The organism is Azospirillum lipoferum (genome assembly GCF_024170005.1).
GTDB lineage: Bacteria > Pseudomonadota > Alphaproteobacteria > Azospirillales > Azospirillaceae > Azospirillum > Azospirillum lipoferum.
Map to the genome: position 1 here is coordinate 50,090 of NZ_JALJXJ010000026.1, position 24,058 is coordinate 74,147.

Annotated in this window: 23 protein-coding genes; 6 read left to right on the plus strand and 17 right to left on the minus strand. The window is 67.8% G+C overall.

The features are described 5' to 3' along the window. Positions 1–106 precede the first annotated feature (106 nt). Positions 107–1,540, plus strand: coding sequence for an aldehyde dehydrogenase family protein (locus J2848_RS34310; protein WP_149235278.1), 1,434 nt, complete (start codon positions 107–109; stop codon positions 1,538–1,540). Here J2848_RS34310 and J2848_RS34315 read toward each other — a convergent pair. From J2848_RS34315 to J2848_RS34325, 3 genes are all read right to left on the minus strand, one after another. Continuing rightward, the gene (locus J2848_RS34315) at positions 1,537–2,457 is read right to left on the minus strand and encodes a ParB/RepB/Spo0J family partition protein (protein ID WP_149235277.1); all 921 of its coding nucleotides are present in this window, start codon (positions 2,455–2,457) and stop codon (positions 1,537–1,539) included. The two genes, J2848_RS34310 and J2848_RS34315, sit on opposite strands and share 4 nt — an antisense overlap. Continuing rightward, positions 2,447–3,457, minus strand: coding sequence for an AAA family ATPase (locus tag J2848_RS34320; protein WP_253568832.1), 1,011 nt, complete (start codon positions 3,455–3,457; stop codon positions 2,447–2,449). The genes J2848_RS34315 and J2848_RS34320 overlap by 11 nt, the downstream gene beginning before the upstream one ends. Positions 3,458–3,597: 140 nt before the next feature. Continuing rightward, on the minus strand, positions 3,598–4,587 hold the full coding sequence (locus J2848_RS34325; protein ID WP_149235275.1) for a cation diffusion facilitator family transporter: 990 nt from the start codon (positions 4,585–4,587) through the stop codon (positions 3,598–3,600). Between the two features lie 826 nt (positions 4,588–5,413). Between J2848_RS34325 and J2848_RS34330 the strand changes: the two genes are divergently transcribed. Beyond that, the gene (locus tag J2848_RS34330) at positions 5,414–6,343 is read left to right on the plus strand and encodes a replication protein RepA (protein ID WP_085090973.1); all 930 of its coding nucleotides are present in this window, start codon (positions 5,414–5,416) and stop codon (positions 6,341–6,343) included. Between the two features lie 90 nt (positions 6,344–6,433). Here the strand turns inward: J2848_RS34330 and J2848_RS34335 are convergent, their stop codons facing one another. After that, positions 6,434–7,306 carry a LysR family transcriptional regulator gene (locus tag J2848_RS34335; RefSeq protein ID WP_149235274.1) on the minus strand — a complete coding sequence of 291 codons (873 nt, stop codon included), beginning with the start codon at positions 7,304–7,306 and terminating at the stop codon, positions 6,434–6,436. Between the two features lie 116 nt (positions 7,307–7,422). Here J2848_RS34335 and J2848_RS34340 point away from each other — a divergent pair, with 116 nt between their 5' ends. Then, a complete protein-coding gene (locus J2848_RS34340) occupies positions 7,423–8,430 on the plus strand; it encodes a zinc-dependent alcohol dehydrogenase family protein (protein ID WP_246194461.1) in 1,008 nt (335 codons plus the stop codon). An 84-nt stretch (positions 8,431–8,514) separates the two neighbouring features. On the opposite strand, the gene J2848_RS34345 is transcribed toward J2848_RS34340, so the two are convergent. Then, entirely contained in the window at positions 8,515–9,705 is a 1,191-nt protein-coding gene (locus J2848_RS34345; protein ID WP_149235273.1) for an HPP family protein, read from the minus strand. A gap of 164 nt (positions 9,706–9,869) precedes the next feature. On the opposite strand from J2848_RS34345, the gene soxR reads away from it, so the two are divergent. Both soxR and J2848_RS34355 read left to right on the plus strand, forming a co-directional pair. Continuing rightward, positions 9,870–10,325, plus strand: coding sequence for a redox-sensitive transcriptional activator SoxR (gene soxR, locus J2848_RS34350; protein WP_149235272.1), 456 nt, complete (start codon positions 9,870–9,872; stop codon positions 10,323–10,325). 122 nt (positions 10,326–10,447) lie between these two features. Beyond that, a complete protein-coding gene (locus J2848_RS34355) occupies positions 10,448–11,620 on the plus strand; it encodes a D-alanyl-D-alanine carboxypeptidase family protein (protein ID WP_246194459.1) in 1,173 nt (390 codons plus the stop codon). Between the two features lie 40 nt (positions 11,621–11,660). Here J2848_RS34355 and J2848_RS34360 read toward each other — a convergent pair whose 3' ends face one another. The 7 genes from J2848_RS34360 to J2848_RS34390 are packed head-to-tail and all read right to left on the minus strand — an operon-like array spanning position 11,661 to position 17,487. After that, positions 11,661–12,398, minus strand: coding sequence for a 2-keto-4-pentenoate hydratase (locus J2848_RS34360; RefSeq protein ID WP_149235270.1), 738 nt, complete (start codon positions 12,396–12,398; stop codon positions 11,661–11,663). Next, positions 12,395–13,492 carry a LacI family DNA-binding transcriptional regulator gene (locus J2848_RS34365; protein WP_149235269.1) on the minus strand — a complete coding sequence of 366 codons (1,098 nt, stop codon included), beginning with the start codon at positions 13,490–13,492 and terminating at the stop codon, positions 12,395–12,397. The genes J2848_RS34360 and J2848_RS34365 overlap by 4 nt, the downstream gene beginning before the upstream one ends. Before the next feature lie 12 nt (positions 13,493–13,504). Beyond that, entirely contained in the window at positions 13,505–14,443 is a 939-nt protein-coding gene (locus J2848_RS34370; RefSeq protein WP_149235268.1) for a 2-hydroxyacid dehydrogenase, read from the minus strand. 31 nt (positions 14,444–14,474) lie between these two features. After that, on the minus strand, positions 14,475–15,263 hold the full coding sequence (locus J2848_RS34375; RefSeq protein ID WP_281288681.1) for an amino acid ABC transporter ATP-binding protein: 789 nt from the start codon (positions 15,261–15,263) through the stop codon (positions 14,475–14,477). A 37-nt stretch (positions 15,264–15,300) separates the two neighbouring features. Further along, positions 15,301–16,110, minus strand: coding sequence for a transporter substrate-binding domain-containing protein (locus J2848_RS34380; protein ID WP_149235267.1), 810 nt, complete (start codon positions 16,108–16,110; stop codon positions 15,301–15,303). A gap of 35 nt (positions 16,111–16,145) precedes the next feature. Continuing rightward, positions 16,146–16,799: an amino acid ABC transporter permease gene (locus J2848_RS34385; protein WP_149235266.1), complete on the minus strand. Its 654-nt coding sequence runs from the start codon at positions 16,797–16,799 to the stop codon at positions 16,146–16,148. A gap of 13 nt (positions 16,800–16,812) precedes the next feature. Then, complete coding sequence (locus tag J2848_RS34390) at positions 16,813–17,487, minus strand: amino acid ABC transporter permease (RefSeq protein WP_149235265.1); 675 nt, start codon at positions 17,485–17,487, stop codon at positions 16,813–16,815. Between the two features lie 304 nt (positions 17,488–17,791). Here J2848_RS34390 and J2848_RS34395 point away from each other — a divergent pair, with 304 nt between their 5' ends. After that, positions 17,792–19,264 (plus strand): MFS transporter, encoded by a 1,473-nt coding sequence (locus tag J2848_RS34395; protein ID WP_149235264.1) that lies wholly within the window; start codon positions 17,792–17,794, stop codon positions 19,262–19,264. A gap of 47 nt (positions 19,265–19,311) precedes the next feature. On the opposite strand, the gene J2848_RS34400 is transcribed toward J2848_RS34395, so the two are convergent. The 5 genes from J2848_RS34400 to J2848_RS34420 form a co-directional block, all read right to left on the minus strand. Beyond that, positions 19,312–20,676, minus strand: coding sequence for an MFS transporter (locus J2848_RS34400; RefSeq protein ID WP_149235263.1), 1,365 nt, complete (start codon positions 20,674–20,676; stop codon positions 19,312–19,314). Positions 20,677–20,797: 121 nt separating this feature from the next. Continuing rightward, positions 20,798–21,862 (minus strand): gentisate 1,2-dioxygenase, encoded by a 1,065-nt coding sequence (gtdA, locus tag J2848_RS34405; protein ID WP_149235262.1) that lies wholly within the window; start codon positions 21,860–21,862, stop codon positions 20,798–20,800. Positions 21,863–21,866: 4 nt separating this feature from the next. After that, entirely contained in the window at positions 21,867–22,205 is a 339-nt protein-coding gene (locus J2848_RS34410; RefSeq protein WP_149235261.1) for a non-heme iron oxygenase ferredoxin subunit, read from the minus strand. Positions 22,206–22,219: 14 nt separating this feature from the next. Continuing rightward, positions 22,220–22,732: an aromatic-ring-hydroxylating dioxygenase subunit beta gene (locus tag J2848_RS34415; RefSeq protein ID WP_149235260.1), complete on the minus strand. Its 513-nt coding sequence runs from the start codon at positions 22,730–22,732 to the stop codon at positions 22,220–22,222. After that, positions 22,729–24,000 carry an aromatic ring-hydroxylating dioxygenase subunit alpha gene (locus J2848_RS34420; RefSeq protein WP_149235259.1) on the minus strand — a complete coding sequence of 424 codons (1,272 nt, stop codon included), beginning with the start codon at positions 23,998–24,000 and terminating at the stop codon, positions 22,729–22,731. Before J2848_RS34420 ends, J2848_RS34415 begins: the two co-directional genes overlap by 4 nt. Positions 24,001–24,058 lie beyond the last annotated feature (58 nt).

Sequence of the window (24,058 nt, forward strand, 5' to 3'; positions counted from 1 at the left end):
GTCCTGATCCGTTCACCGATTCATGCAGGATTGTCCACCTTATCACCCGACGGACCCTGTGCCACCTGAATGGTCAGCCATCAGACGGCCATCCCAGGAGAGTCTCATGCACGATATCGACACCATCTATATAGATGGCCGCTTCGTCACCCCGCACGGGACGGAGCTGTTCGACCTGCACAACCCGGCAACCGGCGCCGTCACCGGCCGTGTGCGCCTTGCCGACGAGGAGGATGCACGGACGGCCATCGCCGCCGCCAAGCGCGCCTTCCCCACCTTCTCCCGCACCGGCAAGGCGGAGCGCATCGCCCTGCTGCACCGGCTGGGTGACGCCGTCGCCGCCCGGCGCGACGATCTGCTCGACGCCGTGATCGACGAATATGGCGCCCCGGTTTCGCGCGCCGCCTTCATGGTCGATCACCCGGTGAATGTCCTGCGCGAGGCCGCAGAGCTGCTGGCCGATTATCCCTTCGTCCGGCGGATGGGCACGGCGGAGGTCCGCATGGAGCCGCTCGGCGTCGCCGGACTGATCACGCCGTGGAACAGCAATGCCGGCTTCATCTGCGGCAAGCTCGCCGCCGCACTCGCCGCCGGCTGCACCGCGGTGATCAAGCCCAGCGAGATGAGCGCCCGCCAGACGCAGATCGTCACCGAGGCGCTGCATGCAGCCGGCCTGCCGCCCGGCCTGTTCAACATCGTGACCGGCCGCGGCGACCGGGTGGGAGCGGCGATCTCCAGCCATCCCGACGTCGCCAAGATCTCCTTCACCGGCTCCACCGCCACCGGCAAGGCGATCCTGCGCGCGGCCGCCGACACGCTGAAACGCGTTACGCTGGAGCTGGGCGGCAAATCGCCGACGATCATCCTCGACGATGCCGACCTGTCCCGGGCGATCCCCCTGGCGGTGAGCGCCGCCTTCATGAACAGCGGTCAGGCCTGCATCGCCGGCACCCGCCTGCTCGCCCCGCGCAGCCGCCTCGCCACGATCGAAGCGCTGACCAAGGCAGCGGTCGAGGCGGTGCGCGCCGGCGATCCCCGCGATCCGGAAACCACCGTTGGCCCGATGGTCAGCCGGACCCAGTGGGAGCGGGTACAGCGCTACATCCGCATCGGAATGGAGGAGGGCGCCGTCCTGCTGGCCGGCGGAGAAGGGCGGCCGGAAGGACGCCTGGACGGCACCGAGGGCTGGTTCGTGCGCCCGACCCTGTTCACCGGCGTCCGCAACGACATGACCATCGCCCGCGAGGAGATCTTCGGCCCGGTCCTCTCCATCATCCCCTATGAGGACGAGGAGGAGGCGATCGCCATCGCCAACGACACGGTTTATGGCCTCCAGGCCTATGTGCTGTCGGGCGATACCGCCCGCGCCCGCCGCGTGGCGGACCGCATCGTCGCCGGCCGCGTGCTGATCAACAGCCTCGCCCACGACCCGAAGGCCCCCTTCGGCGGCTTCAAGCAGTCCGGCATCGGCCGCGAGTATGGCAGCTTCGGCCTGGACGCCTTCCTGGAGCCCAAGTCGCTGCTGGGGGAGGGCGTTTAGGCGCCCTCTTCCAGAATGGCGTCGATCTCCGCCCGCAGCCGCAAGAGCCGGTCGCGGTTGTCGGGATCGAGGAAGCGGCGCTGCTCGCGCACCACGGCGACGTCGCGCAGGATGCGCTTCACGCTGGCTTGCAAGGCCCGCACCGCCTCCTTCGCATCCGGCTCCTGAGCGGCATCCGGCGGCGGCAGATCTTCCGCAGCAGCGCCGCCATTGGCATGCTCGCGCTTGGCCTGCCGCACCGCCTTGACGCTGGCGCCCTCCTTGGCGCGCTCCCACAGCCGGTCCTGCAGCTCTGCCGGGGCGGCGGCGATCTCGATCATGACGGAGCGGGAGACATGGGCGAACTGCGTCGCATACTCCTCCCGGATCTCCGCCGGCAGCCCCATGATCGCCAGCAGCTTGGTCACGTCGGTGCGGTCGCGCCCGACGACGGCGGCCAGCTCGTCATGGGTGTAGCCGTGCTTGTCGATCAGCCGGGCCAGCGCCGCGGCGTACTCCACCGCGTTCAGGTCGACGCGCTGGACATTGTCGATCAGCCCGATCTCGTCCGGATCGCCGGAGGTCAGGATGGCGAAGACCGTCTTGCGGCCCAGCATCTCATGCGCGCGCACCCGCCGCTCGCCACCGATCAGCAGATACTCGCCCTGGGACAGCGGGCGGACCAGGATCGGGTTCTGCAAGCCATGCCGCTCGATCGAGGAGGCGAGGCTGCGCAGTTCCGCCTCGTCGAAATGACGGCGGGGCTGGTCGGGGTTGCGGCGGACATGGGCGAGGTCCAGCTCGACCACATGCGGGAAGCCGGCCGAAGTGCCGAACAGCCGGTCGCTGCCCACCGTCAGCCCGCCGGCCATGACGCCGGCCGGCTCTGCCGCGGTGCCCAGCAGCTCCCGGGTCTTGCGTTCGAACTTACGCGACATGGGCCGTCTCCCGGGTCTGGGCATAGGCGCGGATCTGGCGCGCCACCTCGCGGAAGGTCTCGGCCCCCGGCGCCTTGGGATCGCCGGCCAGCGTGATCATGCCGGCCGCCGCCGCCTTGCCATAGACGGTGGCGCGCGGGATGGGATCGAAGACCGGCACCTGATCGGCGTAGGATTCCATCAGCTCCTGCAAGGTCGCACGGTCCTGGGTCAGCCGGTCGTTGTACATGGTCGGGATGATGCCGGCGATGCGCAGGCCGGGGTTCACCCGGCGGCGGATGCGGCCGATGGTGTCGACCAGCCGCTTGACGCCCAGCAGGGCCAGCGCCTCCGTCTGCACCGGCACCACCACCAGCTCCGCCGCCGACAGCGCGTTGGCGGTCACCAGCCCCAGGTTGGGCGCGCAATCCATCACCACGAAATCATAGGCGTGGCGCACCTCGTCCAGCTTCTCGCGCAGGATCAGCCCGCCGGTGGAATCCGCCGCCAGCTCCACGTCCGCATCGGCCAGCGACAGCCCGGCGGGGGCGAGGTCCAGCCCACGCTCCGCCGTCGGCATGATGACGGAGGTCAGCGGCTCTTCGGAGCGCAGCACATAATAGAGTGTCTTGCGCTGCTGCTCCAACGCGACGATGGCGGCGTTGCCGATGCCGACATGGACGGTGGCGTTGCTCTGCGAATCGCAGTCGATCAGCAGCACCCGCGCCCCGCCCTCCGTCAGGGCATAGGCGAGGTTGACGGCGGTGGCGGTCTTGCCGACGCCGCCCTTCTGGTTGGCGACCGCCAGATAGGTTGCGGAGCGGGGTTTCTCATCCGCCTTGTGACGGGTCAGGAAATCGACGAGCTGCTGCGGAATGCGCTCCGCCCCGCTTTCCCAGCGGCTGATCCGCGCCTTGGTATAGCTGCGTCCGAGTTGCCCGTTCAGCCATTCGGCGAACTGCGTCTGGTTCTCGCCGCGCCGCTCGCGCAGCTGGCGCATGTCTTCGCCCCCGCCAACCATCGACAGCACTCCCATCAAATCCCCCCGGACTCCGCCCCCCGTCGGCGGCCGCGCGGAGTCTGAGCAAGTTGCCGGAACTTTGTCAATGGAGACCGTGCGGAGTTGCAACAACAACCGCGGCGTAGCCGTCATCCGATCCGCTACGGCCGCTTCTGATGCTCGCCTGCCCGCACCTCGGTGAAGACGCGGCGGATTTCCGGGAAGCGCTCCTTCACCCGGCGCTCGATGCGGGCCAGTGCCTGCTCCACCTGTCCGGCGCTGACCTCGTTCCGCACATCCAGACTGAGATTGACGATGACCGCCTTCGGGCCGAGATGGATGGTCAGCACCTCGTTCACATGGTCGACGACGTTTTCCTCCCGCACCAGGGCACGCACCCCGTGCACGAGGTCGGGGCGGGCGGACTCGCCGATCAGCAGGCTCTTGGTCTCGTAGGCGAGGAAGGCGGCGGTGGCGGCCAGCACCAGCCCGATCAGGATCGATCCGACGCCGTCATAGACCGGCTGGTCCAGCAGCAGATCAGCCGACAGGCAGGCGGCGGCGATGATCAGGCCGACCAGGGCGGCCGAATCCTCGAACAGAACGATGAAGACGGTCGGGTCCTTGCTGGCATGGACGGTCTCGAACACGCCGGCCTCGCCGCGGTCGGCGTTGAAGGCGCGCAGCGCCACCACCCAGCTGATCGCCTCCATGACGAAGGCGACGCCCAGCACGACGAAGTTGATCCAGGCCTGCTCCACCGGCTGCGGGTGCAGGATCTTCTCCACCCCTTCATAGATGGAGACCACCGCACCGCCGGCGAAGATCACCAGCGCCACGACGAAGGTCCAGAAATAAAGCTCGCGCGCGTAGCCGAAGGGGTGGCGTTCGTCGGGCGGCTTCCTCGACCGCTTCAGCCCGACCAGCATCAGCGCCTCGTTTCCGGTATCGACCAGGGAATGCACCGCCTCGCTCAGCATCGACGCGCTGCCGGTGACGAGCGCCGCGACGAATTTGGTGACGGTGATCGCCAGATTGGCGGCGATGGCGGCGAAGACCACCCTGGCCGATTCCCCGTCTTCGGCTCCCCTCGCCGGTACCGCCCCAACGGTTTCCGCCCCAATGGTTTTCACCAGTGCATCCCGCGTCATGTCACCCCCTCCGACCATCCGGTCCCAGGGCAAGACAACTCTGCCGCAGCCGGCCTGTTCCCTGCCGGCTGGACTCTTGAACCTTGGTGACGCCCCAGCCGGCATCAGGCTGCTCCGGGTTTGAACTTTGGTGACGCCCCCAGCCGGACCGACTCGGCATGACTCCTGAACTTTGGTGACGCTGCGCCCGTCCGGGGCTTGAACTTTGGTGACGCTCGGCGGCTCGGACCGACTCGACCACGCATTTGAACTTTGGTGACGCCTGGGCCATGCGGACCGATAAAGAGTGGCCAGAGAAGCCGCCAGCCATCTGGACCGCCATTCCTGGAAAGGCGTAAATCCCGATAAATCAATGCTCTAACCGGGAAAACCGCCCGAATCCCGCCGCAGCACGACTGCATGCGTCAATCTTCAGCGCAAAAACAGCTCGCTCTCCCACCCTGGAAGAGGGCATTCACTACCCCCTGGAATCCTTGAACTTTGGTGACGCCCCGCAACACCCGAAGCGCGAATCCGCCACCGAATCGACAGGTCCGGCGTCACCAAGGTTCAAACGGCCGGCCGTTCCCGCGGCGCGATTCGTCCACAGGCCACCGGTTTTTCCCCATGAACTCTGGTGACGCCTGCCTTGAACTGTGGTGACGCGACTCGGACTTATCCCCTGAACCTTGGTGACGAATCTAATAGTTGGTTTCAAATAGGTTCCAAATAGCCCGCGTCACCAAGGTTCAAATTGCCTTCGGCGCGATCCGGGGTGTTGTATCTGGCAGGTTCGGTCACCGGCCCGTCACAGGACGGTCACGGTGACCAAAAGCTGGAGGTCGGCATGGGCAGCATTCATCGTTTGATCGAGACTCACGGACGCGACGGCGCGCTGGCCCTCGTTTCGGACGAGGAACGGCCGCTGATCGACATCGCCGCAGCGGTCCAGGCCGCGGAAAACGGCAAGCTCGGCATCACCTATGCCGGATTCTGCCAGACGGCACTGCCCCACCGCCAGCTTCCCGACGACCAGCATTGGGAACGGCCCGGCCACAAGGTGAAGCTGGTCATCCAGCCCGGCGTGATCGAGGACCGCAACGGCGTCACCCGCCGAATCGGCGTTCCCTATGGCAGCCGGGCGCGCATGATCCTGCTCTATCTCCAGACCCGCGCCATCCAGACCGGGAATCCGGAGGTGGAGCTGGGCGGATCCATGCATGACTGGCTGAAACGCATGGACATTCCGATCTGCGGCAAGGCCTATCGCGACGTGGAGGATCAGGCTGCCCGCCTGTCCGCCTGCCATCTGACCTTCTTCACCGACGCCGACGGAGGCCGGCGGCAGAGCAAGGAATCGATCGTCGCCGACGCCATCCAGCTGCGCCGCCCCGACGACCGCCAGGGAACCCTGTTCACCGAGACGGTCCGGCTCAGCGACAGCTTCTTCAAGGCCTTGCGCGAGCATCCGGTCCCGGTGGCCGAAGAGGCGCTGAAGGCGATCAGCGGCAAGTCGATGGCGCTCGATGTCTATATCTGGCTGGCCTACCGCCTGCATTCGCTGGACAAGCCGACGCCGATCACCTGGGCGGCCCTGCACGGCCAGTTCGGCGCCGGCTACGCCCTGGTCCGCCAGTTCAAGACCAAGTTCATCCCGAACCTGAAATACGCCATGGCCGCCTATCCGGATGCCCGCGTCGAAGAAGCGGCCGAAGGGTTGATCCTGTACCCGTCGCGCCCGCCGATCAACGAGCGGGCGATGGCGCGCATCGCCTGAGGGGCCGTCAAACCTCGAATCCCGGCGCTGAACTTTGGTGACGCCAACCTTTTCGAATCCTGAACTCTGGTGACGCTCCGACGATCACCGCTATGGCACAGGGCAGGACGGTGGGCGCGAAAAGCGCTCGACCGTCAGATCGACCAGGGCCCGCAACCGGGCCAGCCGGCGGAGATCCTGGTGGTAGCCGATCCAGACATCGCGTCCGGGTAGAGGTTCGCCGAGGTCGATGATCCGCAACCTGTCCAGCGCATCGCCGATCGGTCGCGGCAGAACGGCCAGACCGACGCCGAAGGCGGCCATGGCGGCCTGAACGTCGCGGTTGTTGCTGCGGAACGCGATCCGGGCGTTCGGAAGCATCCTCTGCAGCCACGCGACATCCGGCATGCCGCCGAAGGCGGCGTCCATGGTGACCAGTGCACAGCCGGTGCCGTCGCCGACCGTCGGCATCCGGCTCCCGACGATCCCGTAAAGCGCATAGTCGATGCGGGTCAGCTTGCGCTGCACCACCTCCGGCTCGTCGAACGGACGAATGCGGAACACCAGGTCGGCCTCGCGCCTGGACAGGCTCAGCAACCGTGATTCGGTCAGCAATTCCACCGTCACCCCAGGGTGACGGGCCGTGAACTCGTGAATGACCGGCGTCAGCATGTGAAGGCCGAACCAGTCCGAGGACGACAGCCGCAGGCTGCCCTCCAGCCGTCCGCCTTGCCCGGCCAATTCGCGCTCCAGCGCAAGGCTTTCCTCCTCCATGCGCTCGGCATGGCGCAGCACGGCCGCCCCCTCATCGGTCAGCACCAGCCCGTCGCCGGTCCGCTGGAACAGGGTATGACCCACCGCCTCCTCCAGTGCGCGCAAACGGCGTCCCATGGTCGGCTGGCTCTGTCCGATCCGCCGCGCTGCCGCGCCGAGCGTGCCCTCGCGGGCAATCGCCAGGAAAATCCGAAGGTCGCTCCAGTCCATGCCGCATCATACAGAAATGAATGGATCTCAAACAGTATCGTTGTTTTTCAAACATCCACGTTGGGCACATCCTTTTACCCAGTCACCCCGATGTTTTCCCAACGAGGATCAAGGCCATGTCACAGACGCTGAATCACACCATGCGGGCGCTGGTGCTGGATGCGTATGGCGCTCCGTTCCGGCTGACCGATGTCCCGCGGCCGGTGGCCGGTCCCGGCCAGGTGCTGGTCCGTATCGCCGCCAGCGGCGTCAATCCGCTGGACACCAAAATCCGCAGTGGTGCCGCTGCCCATGCGAAGCATCCGTTGCCTGCCATCCTCGGCATCGATCTGGCGGGCGAGGTCGTCGCCGTCGGTCCCGGTGTCACCGCCTTCAAGCCCGGCGATCAGGTCTATGGCATGACCGGCGGCGTCGGCGGGCGCCAGGGCTCGCTGGCGGAATACGCCGCCGTTCAGGCCGACCTGCTGGCGCACAAGCCGGTGAACCTGACGATGCGGGAAGCCGCGGCACTGCCGCTGATCACCATCACCGCCTGGGAAGGTCTGGTCGACCGCGCCGACGTCCAGTCCGGTCAGACGGTTCTGGTCCAAGGCGCCGCCGGCGGTGTGGGCCATATCGCGGTTCAGATCGCCCGCGCGTTCGGTGCGACCGTCTGGGCCACGGTGTCCGCGGAGAAGAAGGCGGTCGTCGAGCAGCTGGGAGCGATCGCCATCGATTATCGGGCGGAGACGGTCGAAGCCTATGTCACCCGCCACACCCGGGGCCGCGGTTTCGATCTGGTCTATGACACAGCCGGCGGGCCGGTGCTCGACGCCTCGTTCCAGGCGGTGCGGCGTTTTGGCCATGTGGTCAGCTGCCTGGGGTGGGGGACGCATGCGCTGGCGCCGCTTTCGTTCCGTGCGGCGACCTATTCGGGCGTCTTCACCCTTCTGCCCATGCTGACGGGAGAAGGACTGACGCATCATGGTGAGATTCTACGCCGCGCCGCCGCCCTGGTCGAAGCCGGCAAGCTGCTGCCCCGTCTCGATCCGCGGCGCTTCTCGCTGGACCGGATCGACGATGCGCACACCGCCGTGACCGATGGCAGTGCCAGCGGCAAGATCGTCGTTGACATTGCACTCTGAACGCACGAACCGCCGTCACCAGAGTTCAAACGTGCCGGTTGGGGACCGGGATGGCGAAGGAGGGCCGACCCGGTCTTCGAACCGCTATGCCCGACCGGCCGTCACGTCGCGCAGGTAGCCGCGCGGCAGGGCGCCGTTCAACCCGTCGACCCCGGTCTGCACCGCACGCGCCAGCGCCGTGCGGGCCAGAACCACCAGCAGGTCGGTCTGGGTGATCATCCCCAGCACGCGGCGGTTCTGGTCGACGATCACCACGTCATGGGTGCGGCCGTCGGACAGGCGGCCGAGCAGGCGGAAGACCGGCGTGTCGGGAAGCTCGGTCGCCGCCGGCGCCATCACGGCGGCGACGCGCGATCCGTGGTGCAGGGCGTCGCCGTGCGACAGCTGCTCGTGCCCGACGATGCCGACGATCGCATTCTGCCCGTCCACCACCGGCAGCGTGCGGAAGCCATGCTCCAGCAGCCGGGCGCGGGCCACCTGCGGGTGGGTGTCCGGCGTGACGGTGACGAGGTCGCGCGACATGATCTCCCGGCAGGTGATGTCGGCATGCAGCCGCTCCAGCGCATGGAGTTCGGCATTGACCAGCAGGGCACCCAGATCGTCGCGGCTGACGTCCAGCGTCTCGGCCAGCGTGCGCAGCGCGTCGTCGACGTCGCCTTGGGTCAGGCCGGGGCGCAGCTGCGGCGGCGGATCGTTGGTGCGGTGGGCGTTGACCGGCTTGTGCGGATAGCGGTGACCGGACAGCCGGTGGAACATCAGTCCGGCGGTCAGCAGCAGGATGGAGTTCACCGCGACCGGGAAGAAGGCGAACTTGATGCCCATCTCCGTCACCGCCGGCCCGCCCAGCACCGCGGTCAGCGCCGCGGCGCCGCCGGGCGGATGCAGGCAGCGGGTCAGCGACATGGTGGCGATGGCCAGCGCCACCGCGGCGGCCCCGGCCAGCATCGGATCGGGAATGACGGCGGCGACCAGCACCCCGACGATGGCCGACAGCGTGTTGCCGCCGACGATCGACCAGGGCTGGGCCAGCGGGCTGGCCGGCACGGCGAACAGCAGCACCGCCGACGCCCCCATCGGCGCCACCAGCACCGGCGCGCTCGACATGTAGGCCAGCATGTTGCGGCAGAGCAGCCCCGTCGCGGCGATGCCCAGCAGCGCGCCGCAGCAGGCGATCATGCGGTCGCGCAGCGTGGCGCCGGGCAGGATCGGCCTGAACACGAACTCACCCAATCCCGCCAAGCGGTCCCGCAGGGCGGCAAGCTTTCCCCTGGTCATTCGGTCCCCATTCCCCTGGTCCAGATATCTGATCACCCAATCGGCACTTTGCCCATTTGGGCGGCAAAGTCGGGGCAGGCTAAAACCTCAACAGAACTTGAGGTCAAGCGGAAAAGCCGCCAGACTGGCGGGACGGAGGGTTGCAGGAGAGGGGAGGGACCGGAATGCTGTCGCCGGAGGATTACGACAAGGAGCTGACGGTGGGAGAGGTGGCGCGCCGGTCCGGCGTGGCGGTCTCGACCATCCATTTCTATGAGGCGCAGGGACTGATCCAAAGCTGGCGCAATCCCGGCAACCAGCGCCGCTTCTCCCGCGACGTGCTGCGGCGGGTGGCGGTCATCAAGGTGGCGCAGCGGCTCGGCATCTCGCTCGCCTCCATCGCCGACGCGCTGAACGCCCTGCCGGAAGACCGAACCCCGACCACCGCCGACTGGCGCCGCATGTCGGAGCGCTGGCGCGAGGAGCTGGACGACCGCATCGCCAAGCTGACCAAGCTGCGCGACAATCTGGACGGCTGCATCGGCTGCGGCTGCCTGTCGATCCGCGATTGCCCCCTGCGCAACCCTTGGGACGAGCTTGGCGATGGCGGCGCCGGCCCGCGGCTGCTGGACCCGGCCTGATCCTCCTGCCGCCCCACATTAAAAGTGGGAGCCATACGAAAATAAGGGGTGAAGCCGGCGCGGCGATGGTCCATGGAAACGGCCTTCGCAAGACCCATCCGTCGCCTCAGGGGATCCACAGGGTGATCGTCGTCAATCCGCGGCCGGAAAGCCGTTCCGCCGCCCTCATTCGCCGTTTGGCCGGCGGCCTGTCGCTCGCCGCCGCCGTCCTGCTTTCGGTTCCCGCTCTCGCGCTGTCCCAGCCGGACACGGCGGCCAAGCAGGCCTATCTGGTCGATCTGTCCAGCGGTGCGGTGCTGCTGGACAAGAACGGGACGACCCGGATGGCGCCGTCCTCGATGACCAAGATGATGACGGCCTATCTGACCTACGATGCGCTGGTTCATGGCCGGACGACGCTCGACACCAGCTTCCCGGTCAGCCAGACCGCCTGGAAGATGGGCGGCTCGCGCATGTTCCTGAAGCTGGGCAGCGCGGTGCGGGTTGAGGATCTGCTGCGCGGCCTGCTGATCGACAGCGGCAACGATGCCGCGGTGGCGCTGGCGGAGGGGCTGGCCGGCAGCGAACCGGCCTTCGCCACGATGATGAACGCCAAGGCGCGCGAGCTGGGGATGGCCGACAGCCATTTCATGAATGCCAGCGGCTGGCCGGATCCGGGCCACTACACCACCGCCCGCGATCTGGCGATCCTCGCCACCCACCTGATCCGCGACTTCCCGCAATTCTATCATTACGAGTCGGAGCGGAACTTCACCTGGAACGGCATCCGCCAGGGCAACCGCAATCCGCTGCTCTACCATCCGGTCAGCGTCGACGGCATCAAGACCGGCCATACCGAGGTCGGCGGCTACGGCCTGACTGCCTCGGGGGAGCGCAACGGACGCCGTCTGGTGCTGGTGGTCAACGGCCTGCCCAGCCCGCAGGCCCGCAATGACGAGCCGACCCGGCTGCTCGACTGGGCCTGGAACAGCTTCAGGCTCTACCCCCTGCTGCGCAAGGGCGAGCTGGTCGAACAGGCGCCGGTGTGGATGGGGACGGAGGACAGCGTGCCGGTGACGGTCGCCGACGACGTGACCGTCACCATGGCGCCGGCCGACCGCAACAGCCTGCATGTGGTCGCCACCCTGGCCGAACCGCTGCCGAGCCCGGTCCATCGCGGCGACGTCGTCGGCCAGCTCCGCATCGACTATGACGGCGCCGTCCGCCGGACGATCGATCTGGTCGCCGGCGCCGACGTCCCGGCCTCCAGCGGCCTGACCGCGCTCGGCCAGCGGCTGGGGCACCTGCTGCCATGAGCGGCGACGCGGGCCGGTGAGGCCGGCCCGCGCTCCCCGTTCAATCCACCTTCAGCGTGATGGTGCCCATGGTGCCGTAGCGGGCGACCGAGCGGCTGCCCGGCTCGACGAAGATTGTGCCGGTGCAGGAGCCGGTGGTCACCACCTCGCCGGCATGCAGGCCGCCGAAGCTGCGGGCGCCGACATTGGCCATCCACACCAGCAGGCGGACCGGATCGCCGGCGCTGTTGCCGCCGACGACATCGACCTTGATCTCGCCGTCGACCTCCAGGGTCACCGTCTCCTTCAGCGGATCGAGCGAACGCCAGTCGGCGATGGCCGGCCCGACGATCAGGGCGCCGTGGTTGAACTGGTCGGCCATGTGGCTCAGCCCGTCCTGGCTGCCGAAGCCGGCGAAGCGGGTGTCGACGATCTCCCAGGCCGGATGGACCGAGGCGACGGCGTCCAGCACCTCTTCCCGGCTGTAGGGCTGCTCGCGCACCGGCAGGTCGCGGGCGAAGCGGTAGGCGATCTCCGCCTCCACCCCGATGACCTGGAACAGCTTGGCCGGCAGATGGTCGGTGTTCTCGAAGACGGTGGCGGCGTTGATCGGCGCGCGGAAGGGCTCGGCATCCGGCGTGCGGGCGCCGACCTTCCAGGCGGTGACGGGGCCGAGACGGCGGGCGACGGCGTCCTGGATCTCGTAGGCCTCCGCTTCGGTGGCGGGGCGGCTGTCCAGCCCGGTCAGCCACTGGCGGGTCTCGCGTGCCGCGATCAGGGCCTCGACGGTATCGGTCATGACAAGTCTCTGTGATGGAGGGAAGGGGAGGGGGTGCCGCCGGGAGCCCCGCAGGAGTCGCGGACCACCAGCCGGCTCGGCAGGATGATCCGCTCGGGCGGGCCCTGCGGGTCGGCGATGCGGCGCAGCAGCAGCCGGGCGGCCTCCTGCCCGATCTGCCTTGCGGAGGTGGCGACGGTGGTCAGCGCCGGACGGCTGAGGGCCGCCTCCGGCACGTCATCGAAGCCGGTGACGGCCAGATCATGCCCGGCCCTGAGACCGCGCGCCTCCAGCCCCAGCATCAGCCCGAGCGCCACCACGTCGTTGTAGCACAGCGCCGCCGTCGGGGCCGCCGTCCGGGCCTGCGGCCAATTCAGCAGATGATCAGCCATCTCCGCACCCGACCGCCGGGTCAGCGGACAGCGCAGCACCAGATCGTCGGCCAGCCCATGCCGCCGCATCGCCGCGGTGAAACCGGCATGGCGGGCGGCATAGGCGGAATGGTCCAAAGTGCCGCCGACGAAGGCGATCCGCCGGTGGCCCAGCGAGACGAGATGGTCGGTGACGGTCTCCATGCCCGCCTGGTAATCCACCCCCGCGTAATCGCGCCCCTGATCGGAAATGATGCGCAGGGCCTGCACGCAGGGCAGCCGCCAGAGATCCAGCCGGTCGAGCAGGTCCTCCTGCGTCCCGGCGGCCGGACAGAGGATCACCCCGTCGACATTATGCTCGCGCATCCGCTGGAGGAAGCGGTCCTGGCGCTCCGGCTGCTCGGCGGTGTTGGCGATGAAGGCGACGAAGCCTTCGGTGTCCAGCACGTCGTCGACCCCCGCCGTCAGCTCGGCGTAGAAGGGGTTGTTCAGCTCGCAGACCAGCAGCCCGATCGTCTGGGTGCGGGCGGCGCGCAGGGTGGCGGCGCCGCGGTTGTAGATGTAGCCGAGCGCCGCCATGGCGGCCTGGACCCGCTCGCGGGTTTCCGCCGCCACCAGCGGGCTGCCGCGCAGCACCAGCGACACGGTCGAGCGCGACACCCCGGCGTGGCCGGCGACCTCCGTCAGGGTGACGCTTCCCGCCCTTTGACTGTCGGGTTTGCTGCTATTGCGCGGCGCGGCCACGGCGGCGGTGCCTCACACCACGGCGGTCGGCAGCGGCCGGCCGGCGAAGAAGGCCTCCAGATTGTCGAGCACCAGCTGGCCCATTGCCGTCCGCGTCTCCAGCGTGGCGCTGGCCTGATGCGGCTGGAGCACGACATTGTCGAGGCCGTAGAAGCCTTCCGGCACATTCGGCTCGTCGGCGAATACGTCCAGCGCGGCGCCGCCGATCCGGCCCTCGGTCAGGGCCGCCAGCAGTTCCGGCTCGTCCACCACACTGCCGCGGGCGACGTTGACCAGCAGCCCCTCCGGTCCCAGCGCATCGAGCACGGCGCGGTTGACCATGTTGCGGGCGTCCGGCCCGGCCGAGGCCGCCACCATCAGGATATCGCTCTCGCGCGCCAGATCGACCGGCGAGGCGACGAAGCGGTAGGACACGCCGTCGCGCGGCTTGCGGTTGGTGTAGGCGATGGTCATGCCGAAGGCCTCGGCGCGCCTGGCGATGGCCTCGCCGATGCGGCCCAGCCCCAGCACGCCCAGCCGCTTGCCGCTGACCTTGCGGGCGAGCGGCAGCTTGCCCTTCGGCCATTGCCCGGCGCGGACGAAGCGGTCGCCCACCATCATCCGGCGCGACGCGGCGATCATCAGTCCGACGGCAAGGTCGGCGACGTCGTCGGTCAGCACGTCCGGCGTGTTGCTGACGCGGACGCCGCGGCCGCGGCAATGCTCCAGATCGACCGCGTCGGTGCCGACGCCGTTGATGGCGACGATCCCGAGATTGGGCAGCGCATCGACCACCGCGTTCTTCACGCCGGTCCCGCCGCCGGTGACGATGGCGCGCACCCGGTCGCCGATCTCGGCGATCAGCCGGTCGCGGTCAGGCGCGGCGGACAGGCGGTGGACGGTGTAGGCCGCATCCAGCCCCTGCTCGACGGCGGGCATCATGGATTCGACCAGCAGGATTTCGGGCTTCATCGCAACTCGTCCTTGGTGGAACAAAAGGGCCTTAGTGGGCCAGGATCTGGCCGAGGAAGCTCCGCGTCCGCTCCGATTTCGGGGCGGTGAAGAATTCCTCCGGCGTGTTCTGCTCGACGATCTCGCCGCGGTCCATGAAGATCACGCGGTGGGCCACCGATTTGGCGAAGCCCATCTCGTGCGTGACGCACAGCATGGTCATGCCGTCCTCGGCCAGACCGATCATGGTGTCCAGCACCTCCTTCACCATTTCAGGGTCGAGCGCGGAGGTGGGCTCGTCGAACAGCATCACCTTCGGGTTCATGCACAGCGACCGCGCGATGGCGACGCGCTGCTGCTGGCCGCCCGACAGCTGGCCGGGGTACTTGTCGGCCTGTTCGGGGATGCGCACCCGTTCCAGATAGCGGATGGCGGTGGCCTTCGCCTCGGCCCTGGTCGTGCCGCGCACCTTCATCGGCGCCAGCATGCAGTTCTCCAGCACGGTCAGGTGCGGGAACAGGTTGAAGCTCTGGAACACCATGCCGACCTCCCGCCGGACCATGTCGAGCTGGCGGTGGTGCGGGCCAAGCTCGACGCCGTTGACGGTGATCCGGCCCTTCTGGTGGCGTTCCAGCTGGTTGATGCAGCGGATCAGGGTCGATTTTCCCGATCCCGACGGGCCGCAGATGACGATGCGCTCGCCCCGGTGGACCTCCAGGTCGATGTCCTTCAGCACCTGGAAGTGATCGTACCATTTCTGGACGCCTTCCATGCGGATGACGACATCCGCGCTCATCGCAGGTGCTATGCCGTCGCGCGTCGGCTCAGACGCCACTGCCATGGTCGTACCCTCCACCGGGGATTGCACTTTGCCTGATTTACGACTTGCTGGCGGTGACCGCCGCCGGCAGGTCGGTGCCCAGCCACTTCTGATGGATGGCGTTCAGCTCGCCGTTCTTCTTGACGGTGTCGAGGAAGCCGTTGACCCAGCCCAGCAGCTTGTCCTGGCCCTGGCGCAACGCCACGCCCTGGACCTGGCTCTTCAGGACGAACTTCATCTCGTAATTGGCCTGGGGCGCCATCGTCTTGATCTGCTGGGCCACGACATTGCTGACGCCCAGCGCGTCGACCTGACCGGACAGCAGGGCCTGCACGGCGCTGGCGTCGTCGTCGAAGCGCATGATGCGGGCATCCTTCGGCGCCACCGCGGTCAGCGACTGGTCCTGGGTGCTGGCGCGGGCGACGCCGACGCTCTTGCCCGACAGATCTTCGGCCTTCGCGACCGGCGACTTCTGCGGGGCGAGCAGCCCGATCTCGATGGCGGCATAGGGCTCGGAGAAGGCGACCTGCTTGGCGCGTTCCGGCGTGATGCCGAGCGAGGCGACCAGCACGTCGACCTTGCCGGTCAGCAGATAGGGGATGCGGTTCGGCCCGGTCACCGGCACGATGTCCACCGGCACGCCCATATGCTTGGCCATCAGCTTGGCGACGTCGGCGTCATAACCGTCCGGCTTGCCGTCGGCGCTGGTGATGCCGAAGGGCGGGAAGTCGACCAGCATGCCGATGGTCAGCTTGCCCTTGCCCTTGATGTCCTCGACGCTCTGGGCGTTCGCCGTGGCAGTCAGGCCAATTGCGGCGGTCATCAGGGCGCCGGCGACGATCAGGCGGCGGGTGACGGTGAAGGCCATGGATGTTTCCTCCGAGTGCGGGTGTTTTTTAGGCTTTAGCGGGAAGGGGCGGCGTAGCGGGCTTCCAGACGCTGGCTCAGCAGCGACAGGGGCCAGCACAGCGCGAAATAGATCGCGGCGACGATGCCGAAGACCAGGAAGGGCTGGAAGGTGGCGTTGTTGACGATCTGGCCGGCGCGGGTCAGCTCGACGAAGCCGATGATGGCGGCCAGCGACGTGCCCTTGATGACCTGCACCAGATATCCCACGGTCGGCGGCACCGCGACCTTCACCGCCTGCGGCAGGATCACGTAGCGCATCAGGCCGGGATAGCGCAGGCCGAGCGAAGAGGCCGCCTCCCACTGGCCGCGCGGCACCGACTGGATGCAGCCGCGCCAGATCTCGCCCAGGAAGGCGCTGGTGTTCAGCGTCAGCCCGACCGCTGCGGCGACCCACGGGCTCATGTCGATGCCCAGCACGGTGGCGCCGAAGAAGACCAGGAACAGCTGCATCAGCAGCGGCGTGCCCTGGAAGACCTGGATGTAGCCGGTGGCGAGCAGCCGCAGCGGCTTCACGTCCGAGGTGCGGGCGAGCGCCACGAACAGCCCGACGATGCCACCGCCGATGAAGGCGATGACCGACAGCAGCAGCGTCCATTGCACGGCGCTGAGCAGGAACAGGAACTCGTTGTACCCGAAGGCGCGGATCATCGCTCGGTCCCCTTCAGCGCCGGTCAACGGTATAGGCGAAGGCCAGTCGGTAGATGCCGGCGAACAGGGCCGAGAACATCAGCGCCAGCACCAGATAGATGCCGGTCACCACGATGTAGATCTCGAAACTGCGGAAGGTCTGCGACTGGATGTTGTTGGCGACCGACGTCAGCTCGTCGGCGGAGATGGCGGAGACCACGCTGGAACTCAGCATCAGCAGGATGAACTGGCTGGTCAGCGCCGGATAGACCGTGCGCAGCGCCGGCTTCAGGATGACGTGGCGGAAGACCTGCAACGGCCGCAGACCCAGCGCCAGACCCGCTTCGATCTGGCCCTTGTGGATGGATTCGATGCCGGCGCGGATGATCTCGGTGGCATAGGCGCCGACATTGACGACCATCGCGATCAGCGCCGCCATGTCGGGCGACAGCCGGAGCCCGACGGTCGGCAGCCCGAAGAAGATCAGGAAGATCTGCACCAGGAAGGGCGTGTTGCGGATGACCTCGATATAGGCGTTGATCAGCCAGCGCACCGGCTTCGGCCCGGAGGTCTTGCCCAGCGCGCAGAGGATGGCGATCACTAGACCGATGGCCATGGCACCGAACGACAGCCTGACGGTCAGCCAGGCGCCGGCCAGCAGGTAATCCCACGACGCGAGCACCGCGTCGAATTGAAAATCATAGGTCACGGGCGTTCCTCCGCATCCGCGTCGCCCCGCCCGTCTGCGGGCCGGCGTTGCGCGGATTGCCTTTGTCCGCTCAGGGCTCGTCGTCCGGGATCCTGGCCCGGCTCACAGGGGGCATCCCCTGCGCTGCAACTGTTCGCACACGGTAATTGGATCGATCCAAAAGCGCAATGGGAAATGAGGAGAGTCGGGACAATTCGTATATCAGATATTTGAAGGCACCCTGCGCGGGCGGAAACCTTCCGGCGGCATGCGGCGTTTCACCGGAACGCCGTCTGTGACAATCAGCCTTGGGGAGTCCACCCGCATGACCGCAGCAAAAAGCGCCGTCGCTGTCAGCAGCCTGGTGCCCGCGCGGATGGACCGGCTGCCCTGGGCGCGCTTCCACTGGATGGTGGTGGTCGGGCTGGGCGTCAGCTGGATCCTGGACGGCATCGAAATCCAGCTGATTTCGGCCTCCGGCTACAAGGAAAGCCTGGGGATGTCGAGCGCCGAGGTCGGGCTGGCCGGCACCATCTATCTGATCGGGCAGGTGGTGGGGGCGCTGGTCTTCGGCCGGCTGACCGACCGCTGGGGGCGCAAGCGGCTGTTCATCACCACGCTGGCGCTCTATCTGATCGCATCCGGCATCGCCGGATTCGCCTGGACGCCCTGGTTCCTCTATCTCTGGCGCTTCATCGCCGGGATGGGCATCGGCGGAGAATATGCCGCCGTCAATTCCGCCATCGACGAGCTGATCCCGGCGCGCTTCCGCGGCCGGGTCGACATCGCCGTCAACGGCACCTATTGGGCCGGCGCCATGATCGGCGCGGTCGGCAGCGTCTTCCTGCTCGACCATTCGCTGGTGCCGGAAAATATCGGCTGGCGCATCGCCTTCTTCATCGGGCCGCTGCTGGGCCTGATCATCATCTATCTGCGCCGGCACATCCCGGAAAGTCCGCGCTGGATGGTCACCCACGGCAGGGAGGCGGAGGCCGAACGCATCGTCGACGACATTGAGGCCAGCGTGCGCGACCAGGGCAAGACGCTGGCGCCGGTCGACCCGAAGCGGGCCATGCACATCGTTCCGGAGGATTCGGTGTCCTGGAGCCAGCTTGTCGACGTGTTCTTCCGGCAATATCCGACGCGCACAGTCCTGGGCGTGACGATGATGGTGACGCAGTCCTTCCTCTACAACGCGATCTTCTTCACCTACGCGCTGGTCCTGCAGAATTTCTACCATCTCGACCCGTCGCAGACGGCGGTCTATTTCTTCCCCTTCGCCGCCGGCAACCTGATCGGGCCGCTGCTGCTGGGGCCGCTGTTCGACACGGTGGGGCGGCGGCGGATGATCTTCGGCACCTATCTGCTGGCGGGAAGCGTGCTGCTGGTCTCCGCCTTCCTGTTCCGCCAGGGAGTGCTGACCGCCAACACGCACACGATCTTCTGGTGCGTGTCCTTCTTCTTCGCCTCCGCCGGCGCCTCGTCGGCCTATCTGACGGTCAGCGAGATCTTCCCGCTGGAGGTCCGGGCGCAGGCGATCTCCTATTTCTTCGCCATTGCCCAGGTGGTGGGCTCCACCGGCCCGCTGCTGTTCGGCTGGCTGGTGGGGGAGGGGACGGAGCGCGACCCGCTGTTCTGGGGCTATGTGCTGGGATCGGTCGTGATGATGTTCGGCGGGGTGGTGGCGCTGGTCTATGGCGTCGATGCCGAAGGCAAGGGGCTGGAGGACATCGCCGAACCGCTGACCAAGGCCGACCGCCACCGTGGGGTGGGGGAGGCGGCGGCCGAGACGGTCTGACGATGTCCTTGCCCGTCAGTCAATGCCTGTCAATCGATGTCCGCCAGTCAATGGGCCAGCGTTGCCGACGCCTTCAGCGCACCGGCCGGGGCCGGCTGGCGGCGCAGGGTGAACACGGCCAGCGAGGCGAGCAGGGCGGGGACGACCGCGGCCAGCACGACGCCCTGAGCGTTCCAGCCGGCCCCCAGCAGCGCGCCGCCGGCCACCGGCCCGATGATCGACCCGACGCGGCCGATGCCCAGCGCCCAGCCCACGCCGGTCGAGCGGATCGCTGTGGGATAGATGCCGGCGGCCAGCGCGTTCATGCCGATCTGGGCCCCGACCACGCCAAACCCCGCCAGGAAGATCGCCGGCATCAGCAGCCACAGGTCATGCGCGCCGAAGGCGACGCCGACGATGAACAGGGCCGAGGCGGCATAGGCGGTGCCGAGCACCAGATGCGGGTTCATCCGGTCGATCATGCGGCCGAGCGCGATGGCACCGATGACGCCGCCGAGATTCAGCACGGCGGTGGACAGGATCGCGGTCTGGATCGGCATGCCGCTGGCGCGCAGCAGCGACGGCAGCCAGTTGACCAGGAAATACATCACCAGCAGGTTCATGAAGAAGGCCGCCCACAGCAGCAGCGTGGTGCGCGCCCGCCCGTCCTGGAACAGCTTGGCGACGGTGAAGCCGGCGGCCTTCGGCTCGTGCAGGACGAAGCTGCTGCCGGCCTCGATGCGGGCGGCGTTGTCGGGATCGAGACGGCGGAGGATGGCGGCGATCCGCTCGCGCGGGGCATGGCTGGCGACCAGATAGCGCAGCGATTCCGGCAGGAAGGCGATCAGGACCAGCAGCACCGCCAGCGGGGCGATGCCGCCGACGATGAACACCGACTGCCAGCCGAAGGCGCCGATCATCGGCGCGCTGATGATGCCGCCGATGGTCGAGCCGAAGGGGAAGCCGCAGAACATCACGGTGACCAGCGTCGCCCGCAGCCGCGCCGGCGCATATTCCGAGGTCAGCGCGATGATGTTCGGCATCGCCCCGCCCAGCCCGACGCCGGTCAGGAAACGGTAGAGCAGCAGCTCGTTCATCGTGCCGGCCCAGGCGGTCACCAGCGAGAAGACGCCGAAGATCAGCATGGACAGCAGGATGATGCTCTTGCGCCCGAAACGGTCGGCCGCCGGGCTGAGGAGGAAGGCGCCGACCGTCAGGCCGGCAAGGCCGGCGCCGAAGATCGGGCCGAAGCCGGCGACGTTCATCCCCCATTGTTCGGCGATGACCGGCGCCACATAGGCGATGGCCTGGGTATCGAAGCCGTCCAGAAGTGCGATCAGCGCGCACAGCGCGGTGATCAGGACCTGGAACCGGCCGAACCGCGCGCGTTCGATCGCGGCGGTCACGTCGATGACGTGCTGCTGTCCGGGCATGTGCCCCTCCCAATGATGTTTGATGTCCGGTCCGGATCGTTGTCCGGCCGGCCGGCGGCTGTCTCGGGACCGCCGGCCGTTCGCCCTTTTCGTTGAAGGGCTTGGGCGCGCCGCTTGACGGTCAGGCGCGCTGTTCGCGGTAGAGGCCCAGCTTTTCCTGGGCGGTGCGGTCGGAATAGCCGAACAGCACCAGATCGCCGCCGGCCTGGATCGTCACCTCGTCCCAGCTCGGCACGACGATCACGTCGCGGTCCGACAGGGCGAACTCCCGGTCGCCGATCCTTGCGTGGCCATGGCCTTCCACCACCACGAAGACGGTGCCGTCGGTGGAGCGGCGCGGCTTGGTCTCGAAGCCCTTCGGCAGCAGGCGGACATGGGCCGAGATGGTCGGCATGATCGCCCCGCCGTCGGCCGGGTTGATGAACTCCAGCGCATGGCCGATCCAGGGATCGGGCGTCTCCGCCGCGGCCAGGGCGCCGAGGCCCGCGCGCCAATCCGGATAGGGGTAGTGGAACAGCGGCTGGTGCGCCGGCCGGCGGTCGGCGGCGGTGCCGCGGATCGGCCGCATGTTGTGGCCGTAGCGGGCGCTGCTGTCACCGGGCCGCACCGTCTCGGGATGGGCCGGCTGGCCGAGATGCTCGGCGAAGCTGGCGTCGAAATGGCGCACGGTCGGGATGTCCAGCCCGTCGAGCCAGATCATCGGCCGGTCGGTGGTGTTGCCGTGGTCGTGCCATTGCCAGTTCGGCGTCAGCACGAGGTCGAAGGGGTTCATCACCGCCTTCTCGCCATCCACCGCGGTGTAGGCGCCGTGGCCTTCCATGACGAAGCGCAGCGCCGACTGGCTGTGGCGGTGGCAGGGCGCCACTTCGCCGGGCAGGATCATCTGAAGCCCGGCATAGAGGCTGGTGGTGATGCCGGCGGTGCCGGGCGTGCCGGGATTCTCCAGGATCAGGACGCGGCGCTCGGCCTTCTCCGCGCTGATCAGGTCGCCGGCCCGCATCAGATGGGCGCGGGCGGCCGCATAGTCCCATTTCGCCGCCACCGTCGGCGCGCGCGGCGTCGGGGTGACCAGGGCGCCCAGCACCTCCCACAGGGGATAGAGATGCTGGGGCCGCATCGCCTCGTAGAGCTGGCGGAGCTGGCTGTCGGTGTCGTTGCTGAGCAGTCCGTGGCTGTCGGGCGCCATGGCGTCACGCCTCCTCGATCTGGACATAGAGGACGCCGTCCTCGATTTTCACCGGAAAGCTGCGGACCGGCACGGTGCAGGGGGCGCCGGCCGCCGCACCGGTGCGGACGTCGAACAGTCCCTGGTGCAGCGGGCATTCGATCAGGTGGCCGTCGAGGTAACCGTCCGACAGGAAGGCCTGCCCGTGGGTGCAGACGTCGGAGGTGGCGAAATACTCACCCTCCACGGCATAGAGCGCCACGCGCTGGCCGCCGGCCTGGGCGCGGGCGACGCCGTCCTGCTCGACGGCGGCGGCCGGGATGGTCTTGAACCAAGTCGTTGTCACGGTCGTCGTCTCGGTCATGGGGGGAATGCTCCTCAGGCCGGATAGATCAGGCTGTTGGCGATCATCTCGGAATCGAAGACGACCACGCGTTCGGCCAAACGCAGGCGTCCCTCATCCTCGACCAGACGGTCGTGGCAGACGCCGCACAGCACGATGGTGGGCTGCCGGTCGATCAGCGTCTGGACCATCAGCAGGTTGTGGCGGGTGCGGATGCCGTCGGCGCCCGCCGTCACCCGTAGCGGACCGGGGAAGCGGCGGTAATAGCGCGGGGCGTACATCTGGGTCTTCAGCAGGCCGGTCACCCGGTCCTGCAACATGCCGCGGCTTTCCGCCTGCATGGTGCAGAGCCTGTAGCCGCGCTCGTGGTTCTCGCGCGGGATGACGCGGTAGAGGCACTCTTCGGTGAAGAAGTCCGGCCAGTCCTCCAGCCGCACGTCGTCGAGCGCGTCGTAATAGGCGTCGTAGAAGTCGCGGACCCGGGCGCGCAGCGCCGCATCCGCAGCCGCAGCCACATCATCGGGGCGGTCCATCTTCAGCGTGCTCATAGCCCCATCACCTCGCGCCAGTAGCGGTACATGCCGCGGATCGCGGTTTCGGTGACCATGTGGTCGGTGGGGGCGATGTCGTGCCCGCCCATCGTCACCAGCGCCTCGGCGTCGGGGGAGGCGGCGAAGCCCTGCTGGCACATCTCGATCACCTCGCCGTCGTCGGCCGACACGAAGCCGGCCGGGCCGAACAGGTTGGCCTGCCGGGTGCGCCGCAGCTTCATCTCCGGCGTGTCGTCGGCGTAGCACCAGTGGGTCCAGTGGAAGTCGAAGCCGCCGGCCCCGGTCGGCACGATCTGGCGCGTGGTCAGCGAATTGACCTGCTGTTGCAGGATGACGCTGGGGAAGATGGTGATCATGCCCACCGTCTCGTCGCCGGGGAACTCGTTCACCACGTCGAGGATGCGCGGGTCGGCCAGCTTCAGGTCGCCCTGGAAGTTGCGCATGTCGGCGGTGACGTCGTTCACCTCCTGCGCGCCCTTGCGGCTGATCAGCACGCCGTGGCGGCCGGTCTCGTCGATGTCGACGGCGGATTTCTGGTCGGCGCGGAACAGGCCGAAGGTGACGAAGAACACATGCAGCAGGCCCGCATGGTACGGGTCCTTGATGTTCTCCATCATCAGCTTCCAGTTGCCGGGAATGTGCTGGCGGTTATAGCCGAGCACCTCCAGCTTCCGGCCGTCATAGACGCGCGTGTAGTGCTTCCAGAATTTCTCGCCGAGATACTCGCGGAAGGGCGGGGTGTCGTCGGAGAAGGTCGCCCACACCACGCCATTCACCACCTCGACCCGCAGGCGGCGCAGGCCGTGCTTCGCGGTGTCGAAATCGGCCGGCATGCCGCCCTGGCGCCGCACGCCGCGGCGGAAGGGAACGCCGATCAGCTCGCCGCGCAGATCGTAGGCCCACTGGTGATAGGGGCAGAGCAGGTCCTTGGTGTGGCCGGAGCGGCTTTGGCAGAACTTCACGCCGCGGTGGGCGCAGCGGTTCTCCACCACGCTGATCTCGTCCTCGGCGCTGCGCACCACGATCACCGGCTTTTCGCCCAGCGTGGTGGTCTTGAAATCGCCGACCCTCGGGATCTCGGCCTCCAGCGCGCAGTAGAGCCAGTGCGGGCCGTACCAGATCCGCTCCAGCTCCCGCCGGTAGGTCTCCTCGTCCGAATAGACCCAGTAGGGAACCTGTGAGGCCCCGTCGGCGGTCCAGCGCTTCTGTGCCGGGCGGTCCTGCTGTGTGAAGTCCCGGCTGGCGGGACTGCTGGCCGTGCTCATCGCTCCTCCGCGCATCTCGTTGGCAATGCGTATTGCATATCGTGCGATGAATTGTATA